Below are 21,991 nucleotides of genomic sequence, written 5' to 3'. Positions count from 1 at the left end.
GCACAAGAGGCTCCCCGGGAAGGCGAGCAATCTTGTTCCCTACGCAGGCGCTAACCTGATCAGGTTCAACGGGATCCGCAACTTTGCGATCTCAGCCTTTGCATCAAGGCACCCCGACAAGAACATGCGCAGTCTAGACTGGTGGGGTCGGCAAAGCCAAGCAGGTTGAACACAGGGCTGATGAAAGGCGCAGGCAACGATTGTTGCCGGGTGCGCATGGCACTACACTGCCTCATCGCTCAAAACTCAACAGTTTAGTAATTATCTTTCGTACAAGGATTGCCCCTATGCTGCGCAAACTCTCACTGGCGATAGCCGTGTCTTGTGCGTCCAACGCAGTGGTCTGGGCAGCGGATGTGCCCACTACGGTGAAAACCGACCTGGTCAGCGTCTACCAGGAAGCGGTCGACAACAACGCCGACCTTGCCGCTGCCCGCGCCGACTATGGCGCTCGTCGCGAAGTGGTGCCCCAGGCCCGCGCCGGCCTGTTACCGAACCTGTCGGCCGGCGCCGAGATGCTCAATAGCCGCACCAAGTTCGATGAACCGTCGATCACCTCCAACCGCAGCGGCAATGCCTGGAGCGCGACCCTGTCGCAACCGATCTTCCGCGCCGATCGCTGGTTCCAGTTGCAGGCGGCTGAGGCGGTCAATGAACAGGCGGCACTGGAGCTGTCGGCCACCGAGCAGAACCTGATCCTGCAAACCGCGCAAAATTACTTCGCCGTGCTCCGCGCCCAGGACAACCTGGCTGCCACCAAGGCCGAAGAGGCCGCGTTCAAGCGCCAGCTGGACCAGTCCAACGAACGATTCGACGTCGGCCTCTCCGACAAGACCGACGTCTTGCAGTCACAGGCCAGCTACGACACTGCCCGGGCCAACCGGATCATTGCCGAGCGCCAGGTGCAGGATGCCTTCGAAGCCCTGGTGACGCTGACCAACCGCGAGTACACCGCCATCCAGGGCGTGGTCCATACATTGCCCGTGCAGGTACCGATCCCCAATGACGCCAAGGCCTGGGTGGAAACCGCCGGGCGGCAGAACCTCAACCTGCTGGCGACCAACCACGCCGTTGCCGCCGCCGAAGAAACCCTGCGCCAGCGCAAGGCCGGCCACGCACCAACGCTCGATGCCGTGGCACGCTACGAGAAAGGCGACAACGACAACCTCGGTTTCAGCAATCCGGCGCCGCAGCCAGGTGTGCGTTACAGCGGAGACGTGGAGCAGACCTCCATCGGCCTGCAGTTGAACATCCCGATCTACAGCGGCGGCCTGACCAGCTCGCAAGTGCGCGAGGCCTACCAGCGCCTGAACCAGAGTGAACAGCAACGCGAAAGCCTGCGCCGCCAGGTGGTGGAGAACACCCGCAACCTGCACCGCGCGGTGAACACCGATGTCGAGCAGGTGCAGGCCCGCAAGCAATCGATCGTGTCCAACCAGAGCGCGCTGGAAGCCACCGAAATCGGCTATCAGGTCGGTACTCGCAACATCGTCGACGTGCTCGATGCCCAGCGCCAGCTGTACACCTCGGTGCGTGACTACAACAACAGCCGCTATGACTACATTCTCGACAACCTGAGCCTGAAGCAGGCAGCGGGGACCTTGAGCCCACAGGACCTGGCAGACCTGAAGCGCTACCTCAAGCCCGACTACAACCCGGACAAGGACTTCCTGCCACCGGACCTGGCGGCTGCCGCAGCCAAGAACTTCGAGCGTCGCCCTTGACCTGGAGCTTCGCACAATCGTTGTCGGGGCGGCCTTTTGTCGCGACAGGGCCGCAAAGCGGCCCCGAGGTATCAGCCGATGAGTTTGCCCAACCCATCGAGCAAGCGTTGCAACGCCCCCTGATTGGCCTGCATCACCGCCCTTCCCGCCTCGCCCATGCGTTGGGCATCTTGCGGCAGCTCGATCAACCGGCGCACGGCTTCCGCCAGCCCATCGGCATTGTCGACCTGCTGCAACGCCCCCGCCTCGCGCAGCATCGCGCTGATTTCGAGGAAGTTGAACACATGTGGCCCCATGAGCACCGGCAATGCCAGCGCCGCTGGCTCCAGCGGGTTGTGGCCACCGGTGGCGACCAGGCTGCCGCCGACGAAGGCGATGTCGGCCAGGGCATAGAGGAATAGCAATTCGCCCATGGTATCGCCGAGCAGTACGCGGACGTGGCTGTCGACAGCAGCGCCGGCAGAGCGGCGCACGGTGGTGAACTGCTCAGCGCACAAGGCATGCACCGCATCGAACCGCTCGGGGTGGCGCGGCACCAGGATCAGCAGAGCATCGCCATGCGCCTGCAGCAACTGCTGATGCGCCTGCAGGATCAGAGCATCTTCACCCTCATGGGTGCTGGCGGCGATCCACACTGGGCGCTGGGCTGCACCCCACTGTTCGCGCAGCGCCTTGGCGCGCGGCAGCAGTTGCCCATCGATCTTCAGGTCGAACTTGATCGAGCCGGTCACCTGCACGCATGCGGGACGCGCGCCGAGGTCGCGAAAGCGCTGCGCTTCGGTTTCGGTCTGTACCGCGATCAGGCTCATCTCGGCGAGCATCGGTCGCGTCAGGTTGGCGAAACGCGCATAGCCACGGGCAGAGCGCTCGGACAACCGTGCATTGGCCAAGGCCACCGGGATGCCGCGCTTGGCGCACTGGTGGATGTGGTTGGGCCACAGCTCGGTTTCCATGATGATGCCCAGACGCGGGCGCACATGGTCGAGAAAGCGCCCCGCCGCCCATGGCAGATCGTAAGGCAGGTAGCAATGCTGGATGCGCGGCTCATCGGCGAACAGGGCGCGAATGCGTTCTGAGCCGGTGGGGGTCATGCAGGTGAGGGTGACCGGCAAGTCCGGATAGGCCTTGAGCAAGGCGCGCACCATGGGCGCCGCGGCGATGCTCTCGCCGACCGAGACGGCATGCACCCATATGCCGCCCTGGCGCATGGCCGGCAGGTTGCGGGCAAAGCGCTCACCGATACGCTGGCCATAGGCCGGCGCCTTGCGCGCACGCAGGTACAGGCGCAGCGCAACCAGCGGCAGGCCCAGGTGAAACAGCAGGGTATAGAGTGATCTGTTCATGGCGGCGAAGTTTACCCGATCGCGCGCAGGTGCACTGCAAAGCGCTCGGCCAACCATTGCGCGGCCGGGCCCAGCGGCTCGTCCCGGCGCCAGGCCAGTTCGACGACCAATGCCGGTGGCCGCCATTGAGTGGCCAGTTCGACCATGTGCGCCTGGTAGGTGGGGTACTGCACCACATGCCTCGGCAGCCAAGCCCAGCCCAGGCCACGCATCAGCAACTCGGCCATGGCGTAGAAGCTGTCGGCACGCCACACCTGCGGGCTGATGGCCTCACCGCCCGGGTAACCGCTTTGCTGCGGGGTAATCAGCAACTGGCGATGACGGGCCAACTGCTGGCGGGTGACGTGCCGCTGGCGCGCCAGCGGGTGGTCGACCGCACATACCGTGACCATCTCCACACTGCCCAGGGTCCGCCGCTCAAGTGATGAGGGGATGCTTTCATGGTGAAAGAACAGGCCCAGGTCGGCACGCCGCTCCGCCAGTTTGCGGGCGACATCGCCTTGGGCCCCGCTGGCCAGTTGCACCTCCAGGTACGGATAACGGCGGGCCAGTTCGTCGAGGCTGTCGATGACCGGCTGGTAAGGCATCGCCTCGTCCTGGGCCACCCGCAGTAACGCTTCCTGCCCGCGCATCAAGGCCAGGGCGCGGCCGTCCAGTCGTTCGCACTGGCGCAACAGTTCGCGGGCATCCTCCAGCAATGCGTTGCCGTTTTCGGTCAATTTGGGCTGGCGCCCACTGCTGCGGTCGAACAGGCTTACGCCCAGGTCTGCTTCGAGCAGGGCGATGGCGCTGCTGATCGTCGACTGGGCACGACGTTGCTCTCGCGCTACGGCGGAAAACGACCGCAGTTCGGCCACGCGCACGAAGATGCGCAGTTGATCAAGGTTCCACTGTTCGGCCATCAACCTATCCCCATAAGCGATAGGTAATGACTTTACCGCATCCAGGTAACGTCTAGAATGCCCGACCAGTCACCGGAGAAACGTACCATGAACGCCTACACCTACCTTGCTATCGCCATCTGTGCCGAAGTCATCGCCACCGCTTCCATGAAGGCCGTGAAAGGCCTGAGCACACCGCTGCCGTTGCTGCTGATGGTGTGCGGCTATGCGATCGCGTTCTGGATGCTCACCTTGGTGGTGCGTAGCATTCCGGTGGGTATCGCCTATGCGGTGTGGTCCGGGCTGGGGATCGTGCTGATCAGCGTGGCAGCCCTGGTGATCTATGGGCAGAAGCTCGATGTACCGGCGATGCTGGGGATGGCGATGATCGTTGGCGGCGTGGTGGTGATTCAGCTGTTCTCGAAGACTGCCGGGCATTGATGATTGCCTGAGCGGGTGCGGGGCGGCAAAGCCTCCCTCGCAAAGCTCATGCCGGCTCGACCCTGTATACTTGCCAGCTGTCCCAGTCTTCGAGGTACCGCCATGCCAACCGCCATTTCCACTGACGTGCTGATCGTCGGCGCCGGGGTCGCAGGCCTGTGGCTGAATGCGCGCCTGCGCCGCCTAGGTTACTCGACCGTGCTGGTGGAACGTGCCAGCCTGGGCGGCGAGCAGACCATCAAGTCCCAGGGCATCATCCACGGCGGCACCAAGTACGCCCTGCACGGCGCCCTGACCGGAGCCTCGGAAGCCATTGCCGATATGCCACGCCGTTGGCGTGAGGCCCTGGCCGGCAACGGCGAGTTGGACCTCGGCCATACCCGCCTGCTTTCCGATGCCCACTATCTATGGTCACCTGGCACCCTGGCCGGCAACCTCACCAGTTTCTTCGCCAGCAAGGCTGTGCGCACCCGGGTCGAACAGGTCAAGGGCGAACAACTGCCGCTGGCGCTGCAAGACCGTGCCTTCAAGGGCAAGGTCTATCGCCTGGCGGAGCTGGTCATCGACGTGCCCAGCCTGTTGGCCAACCTGGCCGAACTGGCCGGCGACAGCGTGCTGGCCGGGGAACATATCGAACCCTTGCGCGAAGGCGACCAGCTGGTGGGCCTGCGCGTGGATGACCGCGACATTCGCGCCCAGCGCATCGTGCTCAGCGCTGGCGCGGGCACCGAAGCATTGCTGCACGCCCTGGGCCTGAACCAGCCGGCCATGCAGACCCGGCCGCTGCATATGGTCATGGCCAAAGGCGCCAACCTGAAACCCCTGTATGCCCACTGCCTGGGCGGTGGCACCAAACCCCGCGTGACCATCACCACGCACCCAGCGGCCGATGGCCAATGGGTCTGGTACCTCGGTGGCGACCTTGCCGAAGCCGACGGCGTTGCGCGCGAGCCAGCGGCACAGATCGCTGCGGCGCAAAAGGAAATCGCCAATCTGCTGCCGTGGGTCGACCAGAGCCTGGTCCGCTGGGCCACCCTGCGCGTTGACCGCGCCGAGCCTGCGCAATCCGGCCTGGTGCGCCCGGACAACGCCTTCCTCGCCGACCAGCAACGTCTGTTGGTGGGCTGGCCGACCAAACTGGCACTGGCGCCCGACTTCAGTGATCGCGTGCTGGCCACTCTGGAGCGCGACGGTATCCGCCCAGGTGCCCAGGCCGACCTCCACGACCTGCCGCGCCCGCCGCTCGCCGTGCCTGCCTGGGAGCAACTGCTGCCATGACCCTGCCAACCCTGCACGGCTTCCACCGCCCATTGGGCAGCACCGGCTTGACGGTATCCCCCCTGGGCCTGGGTACGGTCAAGCTTGGCCGCGACCAAGGCGTAAAATACCCCACCGGCTTCACCATCCCTGGCGATGATGAAGCCCGGCTGTTGCTGGCCCAAGCCCGTGAGCTGGGCATCAACCTGATCGACACCGCTCCGGCCTATGGTCGCAGCGAGGAACGCCTGGGCCCACTACTGCGCGGCCAGCGTGAGGAATGGGTGATCGTCAGCAAGGTCGGTGAGGAGTTCGAAGACGGCCACTCACGCTTCGACTTCAGTGCCGCCCACACGCGCCGCTCGGTCGAGCGCAGCCTGCGCCGCCTGGAAACAGACCGCATCGAACTGGTGCTGGTGCACTCCGATGGCAACGACCTGGAGATTCTCGAACAGCAGGAGGTCTACCAGACCCTCGCCGCGCTCAAGCAGGAAGGCAAGATTCTCGGCTTCGGCCTCTCCGGCAAGACCGCCGCCGGTGGCCTCAAAGCACTGGAGCAGGGCGACTGCGCCATGGTCACCTACAACCTCAACGAACAGGCAGAACGCCCGGTACTGGACTACGCTGCCGAACACGGCAAGGCCATCCTGGTAAAGAAGGCGCTGGCCAGCGGGCATATCTGTCTGGCCCCGGGGGTAGACCCGGTTCAGGCAAGCTTCGAGCTGCTGTTCGCCCACCCGGGCGTCAGCAGTGCTATCGTCGGCACCATCAATCCGCTGCACCTGGCCCACAACGTGGCCACCGTCGCCCGTATCCTGGGCCAGCATTGAGTGGCCCGGGCCAAGGGCCCGGAGACTGACCCGACGCAAGGAGGAGCCTCGTGGCGCGAACGCTGATCCGCAAGAACCCGAGCAACTTCAAGACACTGCCGCTGCATGTCGAGGCTACGCCCGAAGGGCTGAGCTACCAGAGTATCGGTATGCCGCTGAACTTTGCCCAAACCCAGCAGCGGCGCAAAGCCATCCAGTTGCCCGACGCGCAGCACTTCGTGGCTGAGCTAGCCAACCTGGGGGTTTCGGTACGCCTTACCCTGCATTGGCAGAACCGCGATTACTGGGTATTGGTGCGTCAGCGCCGACAAGACCGTGGCGATGTGGTGCTGAAACTGATTTCTGGCTACGTACCGGCGCAGGAGCTGAACCTCCCGCTGCACACCGCCGTGCAGGAAGTTGCTGAAGAATGCCTGCTGGAAACCCCGGAAGGCTGGCTGGGCGGGCGCTTCAACGATACCTGGCTACCGGCGCCCTACGCTGCCGCCCTGCACTACCGCGAAGCGCTGCCCTTCGTGCTGACACCGCAGTCTGGCGCTGCGCGGCCGGTGCATTGTGGCAACCTCACGCTGCTGGAGCGACCGCGGGCCTATGTGCATTTGCCCACTGCATCGCTGCAACTGATCTACGACATGCGACTGCAGGTACCAAGGGAAGCGAAAAAGCTGAGCCTGTTCCATGTCGATGAACGCCTGGAGGGCGATCAGTTGGTGGCGCGGCTCAACCGTAAACGGCCGGACCTTTACCTGATGCCCTTGCAGGACGGCAAGCCATTGGCTGAGCTGTACACGTTGAAACAAGATGAACTGGTGCCGGCCAGTACCCGCGGGCTGTATCTGGCCGAAAGCTTCGCGCGCCAGGACGGCTGGCTGGTCAGCGATGAGCGGATACGCTGGAAGGAATGGGTGAAGCAGCAGGGGTTGGTGGAGCGCAAGCCCGTACGGGCGTCGCACCTGCAACGGTTTGGCGACAAGGCGCGGGAACTGCTGAAGCGGGCACGTACCTCACTGCACAAATGACATCGGGGGCTGCCATGCAGCCCCCGCGGTCTCAGTGCTTGCGAATCTTTTCGACGATCGCCGTGGTCGAGCTGTTTTCGACCAGCCCCAGTACCTTCACAGTACCGCCATAGGCCTTGACGATATCGGCGCCAACCACCTGGTCGATACCATAGTCGCCACCCTTGACCAGTACATCCGGCTTGACCTGGCTTAGCAGGTTTTCCGGCGTACCTTCTGCAAAACTGATCACCCAATCCACCGCCCCCAACCCCGCCAACACGGCCATGCGCCGGTCAACGCTGTTGATCGGGCGGCCAGGGCCTTTCAGGCGGCTAACCGAAGCGTCGTCGTTGACCGCAACGATCAAGCGATCACCTTGCGCGCGCGCCTGCTCCAGATAGGTCACATGACCGGCATGCAGGATGTCGAAGCAACCATTGGTGAAGACGATCTTCTCGTTGTGCGCGCGCGCATCATCGATGGCCAGCAACAGTTGCTCCAGGCCCAGTACACCACGCTCAGAGCCTTCTTCACGCTGGATCGCCCGGCGCAGCTCGGGGGCACTGATGGCGGCCGTACCCAGTTTGCCCACCACGATACCGGCGGCCAGGTTGGCCAAGGCCACTGCGTGGGGCAAGTCCTCACCCGCGGCGATGGCAGCGGCCAGGGTCGAAATGACGGTATCGCCGGCACCGGTAACATCGAACACTTCACGGGCACGGGCAGGCAGGTGCAAGGCCGGCTGGCCGGTGCGCAGCAAGGTCATGCCGTGCTCGCCACGGGTTACCAGCAACGCCCCCAGGTCGAGATCCAGCAGCAGTTGCAGGCCCTTGGCGACCAGCTCGGCCTCATCGGCGCAGCGGCCGACGATGGTCTCGAACTCGCTGAGGTTCGGGGTGATCAGGCTGGCACCCCGGTAAATGGAAAAATCCTTGCCCTTGGGGTCGGCCAGTACCGGAATGCCTTTGGCCCGTGCGGCCTGGATCAGGCTCTGGTGATTCTTCAGTGCGCCCTTGCCGTAGTCGGACAGGACCAGCACCTTGACCCCTTCGAGCAGTTTTTCGACTTCCGTGCCCAGCGACAGCGGGTCGGTAGCGAACGGCTCTTCGAAATCGATGCGCAGCAGTTGCTGGTGACGGCTCATGACCCGCAGCTTGACGATGGTCGGCTGGTGCGCGATGCGCTGGAACACCGAACGCACCCCCGCGGCCTGGAGGCTATTGGCCAGGCTGTCGGCGGCCTCGTCCTGACCGGTCACGCCGATCAGCGATGCAGGCGCGCCAAGGGCGGCGATGTTCAAGGCAACGTTGGCCGCGCCGCCGGGGCGATCCTCGATCTGATCGACCTTGACCACTGGCACTGGCGCTTCTGGCGAAATACGTGAAGTACCGCCATGCCAGTAGCGGTCGAGCATGACATCGCCGACCACCAATACCGGGGCTTGATCGAAACGCGGCATGGACAACTTCATGGGCAACCCATATGGAAATAATGAACAGGGGCAGGATATTAGCACAGGGTAAACGACGGCTTTACGGCCAGATCGGCCCCGGGAAAACTCCGGTGACAATCGGGGCCGTTACGGCCCCGATCCAGGTAACTCAGGTGATATCGGCCTTTGCCGGTTCTTCCAGGCCCATGGCATGCAAGCGGGCATAATAGCCATTGGCCGCCAACAGCTCGGCATGGGTGCCACGCTCCACCAGGCGGCCCTGATCCATCACCAGGATCTGGTCGGCCTTCTCGATGGTCGACAGGCGGTGGGCGATCACCAGCGTGGTGCGGCCTTGCATGACATGGTCCAGCGCCGCCTGAATATGCCGCTCGGACTCGGTATCAAGCGCCGAGGTCGCTTCATCGAGGATCAGCAACGGGGCGTTTTTCAGCAATGCCCGGGCAATCGCCAGGCGCTGGCGCTGGCCACCGGACAGCAGCACACCGTTCTCACCCACTTCGGTATCGAAGCCTTTGGGCAGCTTGTCGACGAACTCCTTGGCATAGGCATCGGCGGCCGCAGCCTCGATGTCGGCGCGTGGGGCGCCGGCCAGGTCGCCATAGGCGATGTTGTTGGCCACTGTGTCGTTGAACAGGGTGACATGCTGGGTCACCTGGGAGACGTGTCGGCGCAGGTTGCGCAGGCGGTAGTCCTCGATCTCCACGCCATCGAGCAGAATCTGCCCCTTGTCGTGGTGGTAGAAGCGCGGAATCAGCCCGGCCAGGGTCGACTTGCCGCTGCCTGAGCGCCCGACCAGGGCGATCATCTGCCCCGGTTCGGCGACGAAGCTGATGTCGCTGAGCACCTCGCGGTCGGTACCTGGGTAGGTGAAGCTCAGGTTGCGCACCTCAAGGCGGCCTTCCACCCGCGCCTTCTCCACGGTACCGCTGTCGACCTCCGGCTGCTCGTCCAGCTGCTCGAAGATGCTCTCGGCGCCGGCCAGGCCTTTCTGGATGGTCGAACTGACTTCCGACAGCTGGCGAATCGGCTTGGGCAGCAAGCCAGCGGCGGTGATATAGGCCACCAGGTCACCGGCGGTGGAATCGCCGCGCATGAACAAAACCAGGAACATCAAGGCGGCCATGGCGCTGTAGATCACCAGCTGCAGCAATGGCGTGTACAAGGAGCCGGTCTTGGTCATGCGCAACTGCTTGTCGGTATTGCTCTGGCTCGCGCGGCCGAAGCGCTGCTGCTCATAGGCCTCGCCACCGAAGCTGCGAACCACGCGGTAGCCCTGGATGGTTTCGGAGGCGACATGCGTCACGTCGCCCATGGCCACCTGGATCTTCTTGCTCTGCTTGCGGAATTTCTTGCTGGCAACGCTCACCATCACCGCGATCACCGGCAGGATGGCGACCATCACCAGGGTCAGGTGCCAGTTCATCCACAGCAGATAAGCGAACAGGAAGACCACCGTCAGGCCTTCACGGATGACCACTTTGATCGCGTCGGTGGCAGCACCGGTCACCATCGTCACGTTGAAGGTGATGCGAGAGATCAGGTGCCCGGAGTTGTGGTTATCGAAATAGCGGTTGGGCAGCACCAACAGCTTGTTGAACAACTCCACACGCAGGTCATGCACCAGGCACAGGGAAACCTTGGCCAGGAAATAGTTGCCGAGGAACGAGCCTAGCCCCTGCCAGGCGGCAATCAGGATAATCAGCAACGGCACTGCCTGCAGCAGCTGCAAGTCGCGCAGGTACGGTACGTTGGGGAACAGCACCGCCTGCGGGTTGCTCAGGCCATCGACGAAATACTTGAGGATCCCGGCCAGCATGGGCTGGGTCGAAGCAAAGATCACGAAACCGACGATGCTCAGCAGAAAAATGCCGGCATAGGGTTTCACGTAGCTCAGCAACCGGAAGTAGATCTTCAGGCTGGAGGTGTGCTCCGCTGGTAGCGGTGTTTCGGCCATCATCGAGCTCGCTGTTCAGGTTGAACCGGAAATTTTACCACAGGCGTCATTTTCGGCACGCCCCCAGGGCAACAACATGGCCAGGCCGACGATCAGCCAGCTGATGAACCACTCTGCCCGGGGTGTTGCCGTGAGGCTGGCGGCATCGAACTGCATGGCCAGGGTGGAAAAAATCCACAGCCCAAGCAGGATCTTGCCCAAAAGCGTGCGGCGCGCACGGATGATTTCACCCAGGGTGAGCAGCCATATCGCAATCCACATCACCATCCCCGGCAGCCCCAGTTCTACCGCGACGTGGGTGAACATGTTGTGGGTGTGGTCGAACTGCAAGCCGGCCGCGTTCACCTTGTAGGGCGCCCCCAGCCCCAACCCCGTCCACGGGTGTTGGCCGATCATCTGCATCACCACTTCAAATATCTGCGGCCGGAATGAAGCACCGCGTGCGGTGATCACGTCGTAGATCACGCAAAAGGCGAGGCCTGTGGCAATGACCGCCGCAATTGCGATCATCCGGCTGTGCCGGTCGCGGAACCATACCGGTGCGAGTACCACGGTAAACAGTAAGGCCAGCACGGCACCCCGGCTCTGGCTGAGCACCACGAACGCGCCCAGGCAGGCCAATGCCGCCAGCCAGGCGAGTTGGGCAACGCGCTGGTGAGGCAACTGATAAAGCAAGAGCAGAACCGCCGCGCCCACCACGTAGGCACCCAGGATCGGGTGCGAAATCTCACCGATGCCCGCCAGCCGGTCGACCAGCGGGTTGCCCTGCAAGGCATAGAAATGGACGATCGACAGCAGTGCAGCAACGGCCAGTAGGCCGCTGCCCAGCTGCAGCAGGTGGCGGATGCGTGCGGGGCCGGCTTGTGCCAGCAAGGGGAACGCCAGCAGGAAGACCAGGATGTAGAGCAGGCGCTTGGCCTCGCGCCCCAGGTCCTCAGCCGAAGACCAGGCCAGGCTGATGGCGCCCCACGCCAGCATCAGCATCACCGCCCCCCACAACACCGGCTGGCGACGCCAGGCCTCCACCAGTACGGCCCGCGCCGACCACGCCAGCACCAGGGTTGGCAGCCACAGGAAAGCTACCAGGCCTTGTTGATAGACCTTGTTGCTGGGCGCCAGGGCAATGGCGGCAATAAACCAGACCAGACCAAAACCCAACCAGACCCGAGCCCAGTTTTTTTCATACAACATCAGCTCTCCCCGACAATCAAAAGACACCAACGTGGTGCTACGGCATTATTTTCGGCATTATTGCCGGTCATTTTGCTCGCCAGACGACAAGGCTCAATTCATGCAATGCTCTCGGCTCACCCAGGTCGACTTCGATCAGCTGACACTTGGCGCCCAGGTACTTGAGGCAGACAGTCATGGCGCCAAAGTCTACCTGCTTGAAGATGGAAATATCCTGAAGGTTTTTCGTCGCAAGCGCCTGATTTCATCCGCGCTGCTCAAGCCCTACTCCCAGCGCTTCGTCGACAACGCTGCGCGCCTTGCGCAATTAGGCATCCCCACGCTTGAGGTGATCAGCCAGCACAAGCTGGAGCTGCCAGGCAGAACGGCCGTGCTGTATCGCCCCCTGCCGGGGCGCACACTGCTGCAGATGTCGCGTGAAGCCGGTTTCAGCTGGGCCACCTACCTACCCCGCCTGATCGAGCTGATCCGTCAGATGCACCGCAGTGGCATCTACTTCCGCTCGCTGCACCTGGGCAATGTGGTGGTAACCCCCGACCAGCGCCTGGGCCTGATCGATGTGGCCGACATGCGCTTCCTGCGCCCGCCCCTGTCGGCACGCATGGTGCGGCGTAACGTGCAACACATGGTGCGCTACATCGAGCGGGAGAACCTGGGCGACCGCTTCCCCCTTTCCGACTTCGAAGCGGCCTTGCTGGCGCGCTGAGCCTCAGCCGCGCAGCAGGTTGGCCGACCCGTCGCTGAACGCCTGCCAGGCCGCCTCCGGCGCCAGCGCCTGACGCTGCCGGGCGGCCAACGCCGCCGCGCTGAGGGCATCGCAGCGCTCGATCGCCTTGGCCCAGGCCTCTACGCTATCAATGGGCAGATAACAGCCGGCCTCTTCCAGTTGCTCACGGAATACCGGCAGATCGCTGCAGATGACCGGCACATCGGCCATGACCGCCTCTTGCACCACCAGCCCCAACCCTTCCGAACGCGAGGGCACCATGAACCAGTCGAACGCACGGTACAGGAGCTGCAAGTCGTCGTGATGGCCGCACACGTGCACCCGGCCATTCAGCCCCAATGCGTTGATCCGGGCTTGTAGATCGGCGTGTAGCGGGCCGTCACCAATGATCGCCAGGTGTACATGCGGTTGCCCCGCCGCGCCTATGGCAAACGCTTCTACCAGCATCTCGAAGCCTTTGCTTTCGACCAGCCGGCCCACGGCACCCAACACTGTCGCGCCCCCCTGGGGCAAGGCCAAAACCTGCCGGGCACGCGCCTGACTCATCAACGGCGCGGCAAACGCGTGGGGATCCAGGGCCATGCGCAGCGTCTGCACTGGGCGACCCAGATCATGCTCCAGCGACCGGGCGAGCGTCTGTGAGACTGCAGCGATGCTCAGCCGGTCAGCGGGCAACGCGCACAGCAGGCGAACGTCGCTGGCATTGAGCCGTGTCTGCCCATGGAACAGCACCTTGGCCCGCACGCCGGGCACCTGTTGCAACATTGGCAGCACCAGCCGTGCCACGCCGACACCATCGAGCAGCACCACATCGGCCCGCGCCTCCAGCAGGGCCTTGCGCAGCCGCAAGCGCAACCACGGCCGCAGCAGGCGCCACAGGTGCCGCCCCTTGAGCGCGCGTTGCGGCATGTGCCATTCCCGCGTGGAGCCCAGCCCGTAGTACAGACCGCTGCCCAGCAGCAGCCAGTTGCTGATGCGCGCATCGGCACCTGCGTGAGACAGAACCTGGCGGTGAACCTTGTGGATGGACATGTACGGCGAACCACCCGCCCACATCATGTTGACGATGTTCATGGGGATAGCGCCCCTCTCCCGCGCAAGCCAGGTGGGACAGCGAATTCAGAGAACAAAAACAGCGATTCCCGTACCAATCAAAGCGCCTGCCACCAGTGCCACTGCCAGCTTCAGCCGGTCACGCTGGCGCCGCTTGACCTTGCGCTGCACCTCCTCCGGCACGGTCACATGGCTGCCAAAGCCGGTGTGCAGCACCGCATCGCCCTCAAGGGTGACAGCGCTGAGGTTCAACTCAGCGTAGCGCCGGGACAGCGCCTTTTCACCAGCATAGGCGGCAAATGGCGCACAGCGCTGATAATCGCTTAGCCGGCGCAGGCCGGGGTTGAGCGAGAACGCCTGCCACTCGGCTTTGTCGGACAGCAACGGATAGCACGGCACCCCGGCGATCAACCGGCGCTCGCCCAAATGGATGTAGGGGCTGTGGATCGCCAGGTCATGGGCGTGGCTGCGCAGCCAGACCTGCAGCAGGTCGGGGCTGGCTTCCAGAATGGCCTTGGAGTCTTCGACAAACGCCTGGCGGTAGAATCGCCAATCATCCTCGCAATGGAAGATGTAGGGCGTCTTGACCTGGCTGTAGGCCAGGTCGATCGACGCCAACTGCCCGAGCTTGGGCCGGTTGACGAACACCGTGCAGTGGGGCTTCCAGTGCTCCGGCACGGCCGCATGCACGGCATCCTCACCGGAGTCCTCGGTAATGAATACTTCACGTATGGGCGCAGTGTTATAGCGATCAAAACTCTCAAGGGTTTCCTTGAGCAGATCGAATCGGCCACAGCTGGTTACAACCAGCGTGACATCACTCTCTTGAGAAAAGCGCACCGGACTCCCTCCGCGTTACGACAATCGACTTTGCGTTCCCGGCCCGTGAAAACCAAAGTTCTTTAAAATTAAAAGCCAAGCTTGAGCCGCAACCGCTGCCACGGGGACAGAGGTGGGTGCGGCCTGAGCGCCGGGCGCATATGGTCGACGATGCTACGGCCTACTTCACCAAAGCTGAAACGGGAAACCGCCAAATGGCGCCCATTTTCGGCAATCTGCCGCGCCAGGGCCGGGTCGTCACGCAAAGTGCGCAGCTTCGCCTGCAGCGTCGGGATGGTGTCGTAGAGCACCACGTTGTGCATGTCCTGCAGGCCTAGGGCGCGGTTTTCCGCTTCGCCCTGGTCGAACGCCAGCAACACGCACCCGCAGGCCATGGCCTCGAAATTCTTGATCATGTACTCGCCCATGCCGACATCGGCACTGACGAAGAAACGGATCCGGTTGAGCGTATTGCAGTAGTCCTCGCCGGATTTTGTACGGGTCACCACCAGGTGCTCTACCTGCCCCAGCTCGTCGAGCAGTGCCTTGCGGCCACTGTAGGCGACACTGTTGGTACTGCCGACGAAGGCCAGCTCGATATCGCGCTCGCGGCCCTGGTCGGTGAGCAACTGCTCGTCGTAGCCCTTGGGCACGAATACCGCGTCGAAGCCTTCCTGGCGCAGGCGCTCGCTGACCCTGTAACCGGAGCTGATCACCCGCGCCCACGGCAGTTGGCGGTAATGGGCGCTGAACTTACCGGTGTATTTGCAGGGGATGTAGTTCTGATAGGCGTCGTGCTCGAGGATGACCAGGTTCGGCACCGTACGGATGAACCCCACCTGGCGGATCTCTTGCTTGAAGCGCAGGAAGAACACGATGCGGTCATAACGCTCCACCTGCACCTCGCGCTTGAAGTAGCGACGCAGGTTGCGCTGGTCTTCGCTGGTCAGCCAGCGCAAGTCGCACTCACAATTGGCCGCGACGCCGTCGTACAGGCGATCGAGGATCGCCCGCTGTTCCTTCTGCACCAGAAATAGGACTTTCATTGCTTTCCTTGGGCGCTCTGCGCCATCGCGGTCAACCATGGCGCTGCTTACAGCTCACGTCGCCAGAACAGTTCATGCCGGCGCACGGCCTTGCGGAAAAACTCGTTTTCCCCATAAGGCGACGGCCGACGCCCGGCCAGCCAACGCTGCAACAGGCGACGCAGGCGGCGCTTGAACGGCGCCGGGGGTTGCAGGTCGTGCATCATGCCCAGGGCCATGGCCTTGTCGCGCTGGGTTGCCTGGTCCAGCACCAGCGTGCATGGCGCCCAGGCGTCTTCGGCGGCCTGTTGCGGTGGCAAGGCCACACCGTCGCCGCTGTCCCCCATCGGCCAGCGGTCGTTGTCATGCAGGTGGTTGGCGTAGCACAGCAATGTTTGCGGCTGCCATGCCAGGCCCCGCAGGGCCTCCATGACCGCCGCCTGGGCACAGATGTGGTCCGGGTGCGGGTCGAGCTGCGGGTGCGGCATCACAAGGACTTGCGGCTTGGCCATTTCCAGCAGAGCGCGCAGGTCGGCCAGCAGGTTCTGCCAAGTCGGCGCGCCATCATGGTCGGCCGGCAACGGGAACGGGTTGAACTGGCGGAACGGGCGGATATCGGCCATGTCGGCCTCGCGCGAGGCTGCCGGCTGATCCGGCGCGGCCTGCATGGCGGGCAACTGCAGGCAGAAGTAGCCCAGTTGCACGCAACGCGCCTCCGGCACGCCCGCCCAACGCGGCACAGCGATGCTGTCCCAGGCGCGCAAGCGGCCCTTCAGGCGAGCAGCCTCGGCCTTGCCCAGCCCCATCTGCTGATAATGTTCGGCTTCGATCTCGCCAGCGGTCAAGGTAACAACCCAGGTTTCGTCGGCCTGGCTGTAAAGGCCATAAGCCGCCAGTTCGGCGTCATCGGCGTGGGGCGCGATCACCATCACCCGTCGGCGCTGCAGCTCGATACCGGGGGACACCCACAGACGGGGCTCGCCCTGCAGCTGACAGTGCCGCCCACGCAGACGCAAGGTACCCGCCTGCAGCGGTTCTGCCAGCCCAGTGAGGTTGAGGAAACGAACCCCATCGACACCGCGCTCGAAGGTCTGCCGATCGCTGAGCCCGTCGCCCAGCAGCTCCACACGGGGATCGAGAAAACGCCCCAGACCTGTACTTTTCACCCGAACCTCGAGGATCAGGGTCTCGTCCCCGTGCAACACGGTGTCGGCCTTGAGCAACCCGCCACGCAGGGCAACAGCGGCCTCGCGGGTCTGCTCGCCGAAGCGATAGACATAATCTTCGCTTGGGGCATAGAACAGATGGTCAGCGAACCAGGCTTCGTGCGCGGCCCAAATCAGCGGCAGCAGCACAAGCGGCAGCCACCACCAGACAAAAACGCCCAGGGCGCCAAGTGCGACCAAGCCGGCCAGCAGGCCCAGCCGTTTGTTGCGCCGGTGGCGCTTGAGCAACTGCTGCTTGCGGCTCACGCCTGGAACACCGGCACAGGGTTGCACCAACGGTCTTTGTACTCGCGGTCGGCACGGCCGAACGAGAACCGCAGCGGCTTGTTGCGCGCCTGGGCATCTTCCCAGGCAGCCTGGGTGTTGAGGAAGCTGAGCACGCTGCCGGGGCTGAAGGCCTTGGTTTCGGGGTCGACGCCACCGTTGACGTATTCGACGCTGATCCAGTGCGGCGCTTCGACGCGATAGACCAACTGGATGGCGATGGGGTTGTCGTCCAGCAACACTACCGAGCCGATCAGCAGTTCACGCAGGCGCTGCAGCACGTCGACCATGCGCTCGGCACCGGTGGCCGGGAACCCCCAGCGGCGCTGGAACAGGTCACAGTACATGGTGGCGACTTCAATGGCGCTGAAGTCGTTGATCGGGCGTACCACACCCCCCGCCTCCTCCAGCAGGCGCAACTCGCGGCGCTGGTTGTAGCGGAACTTCTTCGACAGGTCTTCGTGAGGGCGGGCCATGGCCAGTTGTTCAGCTTGCGCCTTCAGGCCAGTGAAACGCCCCTGGTTGAATTCGGACAGGTAGCGCCCAGCATGGCGCAGGGGCGCCGCCGCATCAGCGGCGGCCGGTAGGATGATTTCGGCATTGCCCAGATCGAACAGGCCTTTTTTGCCGGCCCGTTTGAGCACGTCCTTGGACAGCGCCAGGTGGCGCCCCCAGGTCGGGATGGCAGCCTTCAGCTCGCCGGCCTGATGCCAGCCCAGGTACCGGACGGGAATCTGCGCCAGGTCGGCCAGTTGCTCGATAACCAGCGGATGTGTGGCCACGCTACCACCGAATCGTGCCCACGCCTCGGCGTAGACCGCTGCATCGATCACTTGCCAGCCGCGCTCACGGAATGCCTGGATAGGGTTGAGCATCATGCCTGCGTCACCAGCGCGCGCACCTGCGGCAACTGCCAGAAGGCCTCACGCACCGCTTGGTCGGAAAAGCGTTCATGCAACCGCTGCAGCATGTGCGTGGCACAGGCCTCACGCTGCTGCTCGCCCAGCAAAGACATATGCTTCAACCCTTGCGCCAGTTGCGCGGCATCACCGAGCGGGAACAGCACGCCCACCCCCTCGACCACCTCGCGAGCGCCGCCACAGGCGGTGGCCAGCACGGGCACGCCCGCGACCATGGCTTCAAGCAGGACCATGCCGAACGGCTCATGGTCGGAGCTCAAGGCAAACACATCGAATGCCTGGAAATAGCGGCGGGCATCCGGCACCTGGCCAAGGAAGTCGACCTGTCCGGCGATGCCCAGTTCTGCAGCCAGCGCCTTGAGCGTGCCTTCTAGGCGCCCTTTGCCCAGGATCGCCAGGCGGGCGCCGGCAGGCAGTGCGGGCAGCGCCTCGGCAAAGCCACGCAGCAGTGTTGCCTGGTCCTTGTCCGGGTGGAGGCGGCCGACATTACCGACAACCCATGCCTGGGCATCCAGACCCAGGGCCTGGCGCGCCTCAGCGCGGGGCACCAGCGCGGCTTGCAGCGCCGGGATGTCGATACGGTTGTACAGGGTCTGGATACGTTCAGCCGGCCATTGGGCCAGGCAACGGCGCATGTCGTCACGCACTGCATCCGACACGCCGAGCAAACTCAAACGTTTGCTGAACAGGTTGGCGAACAGCCGCCGCCCCTTGCGCTGGTAATCACCAAACGCATGGTGCACGCCGATCACCGGCAGGCCGGTGGCCAGCAGGGTCACATAGATCGGCTTGAAACGGTGCGCGATGCAGAAGCTGAAATCACGTTCGCCGGCAATCCTTCGCAGGGCACGAATGGCGCCCAACTTCAGGCCGCGCACCGCCTTGGAACTGAACTCGAGAAACAGCACCTCATCCGACGCACAGCCCGCCGCAACCTGCGGGTCGGCAGCGCCGGTCAGGAACACCGTAGTGACCTTGTAGCCGCTGCCCTGGAACAGGCTGGCATACTGACGGGCGCAGTCGAGGAACGGCCCGTCATAGCCGTGGCAGAACTGCAGGATGCGCGGTTCAGAGCGGCTGGTCATACGCGGCTGCGCCGTCCTTGACGACCAGGATGTCTTCCATGATCAGGTACTGCAGGTCCGAGCCGAAGAACATGTTCAGGGCATCGGTCGGCGAGCAGATCATCGGTTCACCACGGCGGTTCAGCGAGGTGTTCAGCGACACACCGTTGCCCGTCAGGTCTTCCAGCGCCTTCATCATGTCGTAGTAACGGGGGTTGTACTCGCGCTTGAGCACCTGGGCACGCGACGTACCGTCTTCGTGGACCACTTCCGGCACGCGGGTTTTCCACTCTTCTGCCACTTCGAAGGTGAAGGTCATGAATGGCGCCGGATGGTCGACCTTGATCATCTGCGGTGCAACGGTGTCGAGCATCGACGGGCAGAAGGGTCTCCAGCGCTCACGGAACTTGATCTGGTGGTTGATGCGGTCGGCCACGCCTTCAACGCTCGGGCAGCCGATGATGGAACGGCCACCCAGGGCGCGCGGGCCGAACTCCATGCGGCCCTGGAACCAGGCGACCGGGTTGCCATCGACCATGATCTTGGCGATCTGCTGGGGCATGTTCTCCAGCTTGCGCCATTTTGGCTGGTTCGGGTGGCGGGCGCAGGCGGCGATCACATCTTCGTTGGAGTACGACGGGCCGAGGTAGACGTGCTCCATCTTCTCGACCGGCACACCACGGGCGTGGGAAACGTAAGCGGCAGCACCCACTGCGGTGCCGGCGTCGCCGGAGGCCGGCTGGACGAACAGCTCCTTCACGTCGGAACGGGCGATGATCTTCTGGTTGAGCTTGACGTTCAACGCGCAGCCGCCAGCGAAGGCCAGCTTGCCGGTTTCTCGCAGGGTGTCGCCCAGGTAGTGGTCGATCATCTGCAGGGCCAGCTTCTCGAACAGCGCCTGCATGCTGGCCGCATAGTGGATGTACGGCTCGTCGGCGATGTCGCCTTCACGCTTGGGGCCCAGCCATTCGATCAGCTTCGGCGAGAAGTAGAAGCCTTTGCCCTTCTCTTTATAGCGGCGCAGGCCAATGACGTTAGCGTATTCGGTGTTGATCACCAGCTCGCCGTTCTCGAAACTGGCCAGGCGCGAGAAGTCGTATTTGCTGGCATCGCCATACGGCGCCATGCCCATGACCTTGAACTCGCCGTCGAGCATCTCGAAACCGAGGAACTCGGTGATCGCACCATAAAGCCCGCCGAGCGAGTCCGGGTCGAAGAATTCCTTGATCTTGTGGATCTTGCCGTTTTCGCCATAGCCGAAGAAAGTCGTGGCGTACTCGCCCTTGCCGTCGATGCCGAGGATCGCGGTTTTTTCCTTGAAGCCCGAGCAGTGGTAGGCGCTGGAGGCGTGGGCCAGGTGGTGCTCGACCGGCTCGATCTTGACCTTTTTCGGGTCGAAGCCCAGTTGCTCCAGGCACCAGACGATCTTCTTGCGGTAGCGCTTGTAGCGGCGGTTGCCCATCAGGATGGCGTCAAGGGCGCGGTCCGGGGCGTACCAGTAACGCTTGGCATAGTGCCAGCGGGCTTTGCCAAACAGGCTGATCGGGGCGAACGGGATGGCCACCACGTCGACGTCGGACGGTTTGATACCCGCCTGCTCCAGGCAGAACTTCGCCGATTCGTAAGGCATGCGGTTCTTCGCATGCTTGTCACGCACGAAGCGCTCTTCTTCGGCGGCGGCAATCAGTTTGCCGTCAATGTACAGGGCCGCGGAAGGGTCATGGCTAAGGGCGCCGGACAGGCCAAGAATCGTCAATGCCAAGGGATTAGCCTCTTCATTCGGTAGAGATGCGCCAGCGGCCTCGTGGGCGGGTGGCGGCTAAAGGGCGAGATTATAACGCAAACACGAAAGACACACCGCCCCCTTCTAGGCGCGGCCGTGCATCGCAAAAGGCGCGCGCCTACAGGGGCCTGCAGTGGGGAATCACTCGGCGATCAGCCAATCCATCCGGTAGCTGCCCGCAGTCTGTGCCAGCTCCTTGGCCAGCCAGGGCAGCAACTCCTTGAGCTCTTCTTCCAGCCCCCACGGCGGGTTGGCGATGGCAAGGCCCGAACCGTTGAGCCCCTGCGGACTGTCCTGATGGTGCACATACAGCTCGACCCGCAGCAGCTTCGGCGCACCGGTGCTGGTCAGGTCCTGGTAGAAGCGGGTCAGTGACCGCTGGTCCTTGATCGGGTACCAGATGGCCGCGACGGTCTGGCGCATGCGACCGATCGCCTCTTTCATCGAGCTGGTGCAACGCTTGAGTTCATCGGCCTGCTCGAAGGGCGGATCGATCAGCATGATGGCGCGTTTTTCCTGCACCGGCAGCAGCGCACGCGGCACGTGCCAACCCTCGCCCAGGTGGACCACTACGCGCGGGTCCTTCTTCATGTTCTCCTTGAGCAGCGGCCCGTCTTCGGGGTGCTTCTCATTGAGCAGTGCCCGGTCTTGCTGCCGCATCAAGCGACGAGCCAGCTCCGGTGACCCAGGGTAGTAGCGCAGCTCGCCATCGGCATTGAGGCGCTTGATGATGCGCAGGTAGTCGGCAGCCACGGCCGGCAGGTCATCACGGTTCCACAGGCGCGCGACACCTTCGAGGTATTCACCGGTACGGGTCGCCTGGTCGCCTTGCAGGTCATAAAGACCGAGGCCGGCATGGGTATCGATATAGGCGAACGGCTGTTCCTTGCGCGACATCAGGGCGATGAGGCGGGTCAGCACGATGTGCTTGAGAACGTCGGCGTGGTTGCCGGCGTGGAAGGCGTGACGATAATTCATGGCAACTCCTGCGGGGGTGGCAAGTTTACCTTGCCTTGCAGGCGGAGTCAGGCC

The 21,991-nt window shown here is 63.6% G+C and carries 19 protein-coding genes and 1 riboswitch; of the genes, 6 read left to right on the top strand and 13 right to left on the bottom strand.

Annotation, left to right across the window (positions count from 1 at the left end):
- Nucleotides 1-19: 19 nt before the first annotated feature.
- A riboswitch (TPP riboswitch) is annotated at nt 20-126 on the bottom strand.
- 161 nt (nt 127-287) lie between these two features.
- Nucleotides 288-1,724 (top strand): TolC family outer membrane protein, encoded by a 1,437-nt coding sequence (locus L6D80_RS08720; protein WP_054900259.1) that lies wholly within the window; start codon nt 288-290, stop codon nt 1,722-1,724.
- A 71-nt stretch (nt 1,725-1,795) separates the two neighbouring features.
- Here the strand turns inward: L6D80_RS08720 and waaA are convergent, their stop codons facing one another.
- Both waaA and L6D80_RS08710 read right to left on the bottom strand, forming a co-directional pair.
- The gene (gene waaA, locus L6D80_RS08715; RefSeq protein WP_176512538.1) at nt 1,796-3,067 is read right to left on the bottom strand and encodes a lipid IV(A) 3-deoxy-D-manno-octulosonic acid transferase; all 1,272 of its coding nucleotides are present in this window, start codon (nt 3,065-3,067) and stop codon (nt 1,796-1,798) included.
- Between the two features lie 11 nt (nt 3,068-3,078).
- Entirely contained in the window at nt 3,079-3,969 is an 891-nt protein-coding gene (locus L6D80_RS08710; RefSeq protein WP_176512539.1) for a LysR family transcriptional regulator, read from the bottom strand.
- An 87-nt stretch (nt 3,970-4,056) separates the two neighbouring features.
- Here L6D80_RS08710 and L6D80_RS08705 point away from each other — a divergent pair, with 87 nt between their 5' ends.
- From L6D80_RS08705 to L6D80_RS08690, 4 genes are all read left to right on the top strand, one after another.
- Entirely contained in the window at nt 4,057-4,389 is a 333-nt protein-coding gene (locus tag L6D80_RS08705; protein ID WP_054900261.1) for a DMT family transporter, read from the top strand.
- Nucleotides 4,390-4,491: 102 nt separating this feature from the next.
- Nucleotides 4,492-5,667: an NAD(P)/FAD-dependent oxidoreductase gene (locus L6D80_RS08700; protein ID WP_054900262.1), complete on the top strand. Its 1,176-nt coding sequence runs from the start codon at nt 4,492-4,494 to the stop codon at nt 5,665-5,667.
- Complete coding sequence (locus tag L6D80_RS08695) at nt 5,664-6,476, top strand: aldo/keto reductase (protein WP_054900263.1); 813 nt, start codon at nt 5,664-5,666, stop codon at nt 6,474-6,476. The genes L6D80_RS08700 and L6D80_RS08695 overlap by 4 nt, the downstream gene beginning before the upstream one ends.
- A 50-nt stretch (nt 6,477-6,526) precedes the next feature.
- Nucleotides 6,527-7,495, top strand: a complete 969-nt coding sequence (locus tag L6D80_RS08690) for a metal ABC transporter ATPase (protein WP_176512540.1) — start codon at nt 6,527-6,529, stop codon at nt 7,493-7,495.
- Between the two features lie 31 nt (nt 7,496-7,526).
- Here L6D80_RS08690 and hldE read toward each other — a convergent pair whose 3' ends face one another.
- The 3 genes from hldE to L6D80_RS08675 all read right to left on the bottom strand — a co-directional run bounded on the left by hldE (nt 7,527) and on the right by L6D80_RS08675 (nt 12,078).
- Nucleotides 7,527-8,948 carry a bifunctional D-glycero-beta-D-manno-heptose-7-phosphate kinase/D-glycero-beta-D-manno-heptose 1-phosphate adenylyltransferase HldE gene (gene hldE, locus L6D80_RS08685; protein ID WP_054900265.1) on the bottom strand — a complete coding sequence of 474 codons (1,422 nt, stop codon included), beginning with the start codon at nt 8,946-8,948 and terminating at the stop codon, nt 7,527-7,529.
- A 130-nt stretch (nt 8,949-9,078) separates the two neighbouring features.
- The gene (gene msbA, locus L6D80_RS08680) at nt 9,079-10,887 is read right to left on the bottom strand and encodes a lipid A export permease/ATP-binding protein MsbA (RefSeq protein WP_054900384.1); all 1,809 of its coding nucleotides are present in this window, start codon (nt 10,885-10,887) and stop codon (nt 9,079-9,081) included.
- A 15-nt stretch (nt 10,888-10,902) separates the two neighbouring features.
- A complete protein-coding gene (locus tag L6D80_RS08675) occupies nt 10,903-12,078 on the bottom strand; it encodes an O-antigen ligase family protein (RefSeq protein WP_054900266.1) in 1,176 nt (391 codons plus the stop codon).
- A gap of 100 nt (nt 12,079-12,178) precedes the next feature.
- Here L6D80_RS08675 and L6D80_RS08670 point away from each other — a divergent pair, with 100 nt between their 5' ends.
- The gene (locus L6D80_RS08670) at nt 12,179-12,784 is read left to right on the top strand and encodes a BUD32 family EKC/KEOPS complex subunit (protein WP_054900267.1); all 606 of its coding nucleotides are present in this window, start codon (nt 12,179-12,181) and stop codon (nt 12,782-12,784) included.
- 3 nt (nt 12,785-12,787) lie between these two features.
- Here L6D80_RS08670 and L6D80_RS08665 read toward each other — a convergent pair whose 3' ends face one another.
- The 8 genes from L6D80_RS08665 to L6D80_RS08630 all read right to left on the bottom strand — a co-directional run bounded on the left by L6D80_RS08665 (nt 12,788) and on the right by L6D80_RS08630 (nt 21,937).
- Nucleotides 12,788-13,879 carry a glycosyltransferase gene (locus L6D80_RS08665; protein ID WP_176512541.1) on the bottom strand — a complete coding sequence of 364 codons (1,092 nt, stop codon included), beginning with the start codon at nt 13,877-13,879 and terminating at the stop codon, nt 12,788-12,790.
- 45 nt (nt 13,880-13,924) lie between these two features.
- Entirely contained in the window at nt 13,925-14,698 is a 774-nt protein-coding gene (locus L6D80_RS08660) for a glycosyltransferase family protein (RefSeq protein WP_054900269.1), read from the bottom strand.
- Nucleotides 14,699-14,766: 68 nt separating this feature from the next.
- Nucleotides 14,767-15,723 (bottom strand): glycosyltransferase family protein, encoded by a 957-nt coding sequence (locus tag L6D80_RS08655; protein WP_054900270.1) that lies wholly within the window; start codon nt 15,721-15,723, stop codon nt 14,767-14,769.
- Between the two features lie 47 nt (nt 15,724-15,770).
- Entirely contained in the window at nt 15,771-17,174 is a 1,404-nt protein-coding gene (locus tag L6D80_RS08650) for a PIG-L deacetylase family protein (protein ID WP_176512542.1), read from the bottom strand.
- Nucleotides 17,171-18,067: an antimicrobial resistance protein Mig-14 gene (locus tag L6D80_RS08645; protein WP_176512604.1), complete on the bottom strand. Its 897-nt coding sequence runs from the start codon at nt 18,065-18,067 to the stop codon at nt 17,171-17,173. The genes L6D80_RS08650 and L6D80_RS08645 overlap by 4 nt, the downstream gene beginning before the upstream one ends.
- Complete coding sequence (locus tag L6D80_RS08640) at nt 18,067-19,197, bottom strand: glycosyltransferase (protein ID WP_054900272.1); 1,131 nt, start codon at nt 19,195-19,197, stop codon at nt 18,067-18,069. Before L6D80_RS08640 ends, L6D80_RS08645 begins: the two co-directional genes overlap by 1 nt.
- On the bottom strand, nt 19,181-20,938 hold the full coding sequence (locus L6D80_RS08635; protein WP_054900273.1) for a carbamoyltransferase family protein: 1,758 nt from the start codon (nt 20,936-20,938) through the stop codon (nt 19,181-19,183). The genes L6D80_RS08640 and L6D80_RS08635 overlap by 17 nt, the downstream gene beginning before the upstream one ends.
- A 162-nt stretch (nt 20,939-21,100) precedes the next feature.
- Nucleotides 21,101-21,937, bottom strand: coding sequence for a 23S rRNA (adenine(2030)-N(6))-methyltransferase RlmJ (locus L6D80_RS08630; RefSeq protein WP_054900274.1), 837 nt, complete (start codon nt 21,935-21,937; stop codon nt 21,101-21,103).
- Between the last annotated feature and the right edge of the window lie 54 nt (nt 21,938-21,991).

Source organism: Pseudomonas ceruminis (genome assembly GCF_021602025.1).
In the GTDB taxonomy this organism is placed as follows: Bacteria; Pseudomonadota; Gammaproteobacteria; order Pseudomonadales; family Pseudomonadaceae; genus Aquipseudomonas; species Aquipseudomonas ceruminis.
The sequence above is the reverse complement of the archived record's forward strand: the minus strand, read 5'-3'. Positions and strand labels throughout refer to the sequence as shown.